The organism is Aedoeadaptatus coxii, from assembly GCF_001553115.1.
In the GTDB taxonomy this organism is placed as follows: domain Bacteria; phylum Bacillota; class Clostridia; order Tissierellales; family Peptoniphilaceae; genus Aedoeadaptatus; species Aedoeadaptatus coxii.
In genome coordinates this window covers 1-2,448 of the sequence record NZ_KQ960167.1, presented here as the reverse complement: position 1 = coordinate 2,448, position 2,448 = coordinate 1, and the positions used below count along the sequence as shown (strand labels likewise).

General features: G+C 48.4%; 2 protein-coding genes. One reads left to right on the top strand and one right to left on the bottom strand.

Annotated features, from left to right (window positions below; genetic code table 11):
* Nucleotides 1–112: 112 nt before the first annotated feature.
* Entirely contained in the window at nt 113–889 is a 777-nt protein-coding gene (locus tag HMPREF1863_RS02050; RefSeq protein ID WP_068366952.1) for an IclR family transcriptional regulator, read from the bottom strand.
* A 72-nt stretch (nt 890–961) separates the two neighbouring features.
* On the opposite strand from HMPREF1863_RS02050, the gene HMPREF1863_RS02045 reads away from it, so the two are divergent.
* Nucleotides 962–2,122 (top strand): aminotransferase class I/II-fold pyridoxal phosphate-dependent enzyme, encoded by a 1,161-nt coding sequence (locus tag HMPREF1863_RS02045; protein ID WP_068366949.1) that lies wholly within the window; start codon nt 962–964, stop codon nt 2,120–2,122.
* The last annotated feature ends 326 nt before the right edge of the window (nt 2,123–2,448 follow it).

Genomic DNA, 2,448 nt, shown 5'->3' with positions numbered 1-2,448 from the left:
ATCGCAACGCCCTATTCCCTCCTCCTAAGATTAAAAAAGAAGTTTTCTGTATGAATGAATTGCTTTTGAAAGAAAGATTTTTAAGAATGAATCCTAGAAAAGCCCCATATCCCTAAATACTTAACAACTTCCCGAGCCCGGGCTCATCGGCGAGGGCGTCTGCCACATCGGCCAAAATTTCCTCTAATGTATCGAGTCCCTTGTGTTTTAAACGGCTCGTAGGGCCTGAAAGGCTCACGCCGGCAATGAGCTCGCCCTCGGAATAAATCCCCTTCGCCATACAGGTAAGGCCGTATTCGTATTCTTCACGGTCGTGGGCCGTGCCCGTTTCCAACACCTCGTCTAAATCCGCTCGAAGAGCTTCCGGCGTGGTGAGAGTGGAAATCGTGCGTGGCATCAAGGTGTGGCGGGCGATGTAGCTCTTAAACGCGTCGTCGTCGTATTCCGAGAGGAAAATCTTTCCGATACTGGAGCAGTAAAGAGGCGCCACGGGAATTAAATGGCGAATAATAAAAAACTCTTCCCCGGCGACCGTATCGAGCATGACGATGGCATCGTCCGCCAAAATACCGAGGTTTAAACTTTCGCCGCATTCTGCCGCCGCCCGTTCCATAATGGGTCGGGTCACCTTCGTAAAATCCCAGCGGTTTTTCACCTCGGCGTCGTAGGGGATAAATCCGAAACCTAAGGAATAGCAATCGGACGCGTCCTTTGAAACAAAACGCTCGGTTTCCAGAGTATGTAAAATCTTAAAGACGCTGGTCTTCGGAATATCCAGCGCCGTGGAGATGTCGCCTATGCTGAACTTGCCGTGATGTTCCAGTAAAAAACGTAAAATTTGGAGCGCCTTTTCCACCATGGGAACCGTATAGTCAGTTTTTTTTGTCATTAGATCTTTGCTCCTTTATAATAGTACTACATTAAGTATATCAGAAACCGAGAGCATACAAAGGGAGGAACTATGTCGAAATCATTACGTTCTAATAAATACAGCCAAATCGGCACCGGCGGGCTGGCGGAAAGCGCCGATCTCGCAAAAAAATTCGACGACGTCGTCGATTTTACATTGGGAGATCCGGACATTATCACCCCGCTCCCCATTATGGAAGCGGCCTTTAACGACGCCAAAGCCGGCCACACCCACTACACATCGAGCAGTGGCGATCCCGAACTTATTGATGCGATTATCGACTTTCAACGAGAAGAATACGGCATCGAGTGGCAAAAAGAAAATGTCTTCGTCACCACCTCCGCCTGCCACGGCATGTGGCTCGTACTGGAAACCATGTGCGATCCCGGCGACGAAGTGCTCATTATCGAGCCCTTCTTTGCGCCCTACGCCGATCAGGTGAAAATGGCGGGAGCGACGCCCGTATTTGTGGAAACCGACCCCGACAAAGGATTTATTCCTTCCATTGAAAGCATTCGCGAAAAAGTAACGGATAAAACCAAAGCCCTTATTGTGAACACGCCCAACAATCCCAGCGGCCTGTGTTTGGAAAAAGAAACATTGGAAGCCATCGGCGAGTTGGCGGAAGAAAAAGACTTTTTCATCATTGCCGACGATATTTACACCGCCTTTTCCTACGCCGCCCCCTTCGTGCCCATGTCCTCCATGGAGCGATTTAAAGCGCGTACCATCACCCTGCGTTCCTTCTCGAAAAACTTCGCCATGACCGGCTGGCGCATCGGCTATATTTTAGCCGCACCGGAATTTATTCACGCGGTAAAATTCGTTAACGAGCAAAACGTCTACGCCGCCCCCTCCGTTTCCCAACGCGCCGCCATCTATGCCTTACAACATCGCAGCGAGGTACAGCCGCCTTTAATCGAAGAATTTAAAAAGCGCACCTTCCACGCCTACGAGCGACTGAAAAAGCTAAACAACATCCGCATCGCCGAACCTCGCGGCACCTTCTATCTCTTCGTGGACATTCGCCCCACGGGCAAAACGGAAGAGGAAGTGTGGCGCATGCTCATGGAAGAAGCTCGCGTGCTGACCGTCAAAGGGAGCGCCTTCGGCAAAAGCGGCCAAGGCTTTTTGCGCCTGGCCGTTACCGTCGGCGTAGAAGACATCGATCGAGCATTTGACCGCATCGAACAAATGGAAATATTTAAATAGAAACATAAAAAGGCGTCCTCCGACGAAGAGGACGCCCTTTCTGTTTATAAACAAAGGAAACGCAAGACATAGATGAGTGTAGGTAAGCCCTACACCATATATTGTAGCAGAAAACAAAGAGAGAAGGTAGTCGAGATATCAAAACTTTGGTAAGAATATAGAAGGAAATGCAAACGACAGATTGCTAAAAGACGAAGATCAAGAGCATAAATGAGTAAGAGATTAAAAATATCCAAAAAAGTGCTTGACTTCACATGCCGTTCTCTGTAAACTATACAAGTTGTCTCGTGAGCGCACGAATAAAACTTTTACAAAGTTTTAAAAAG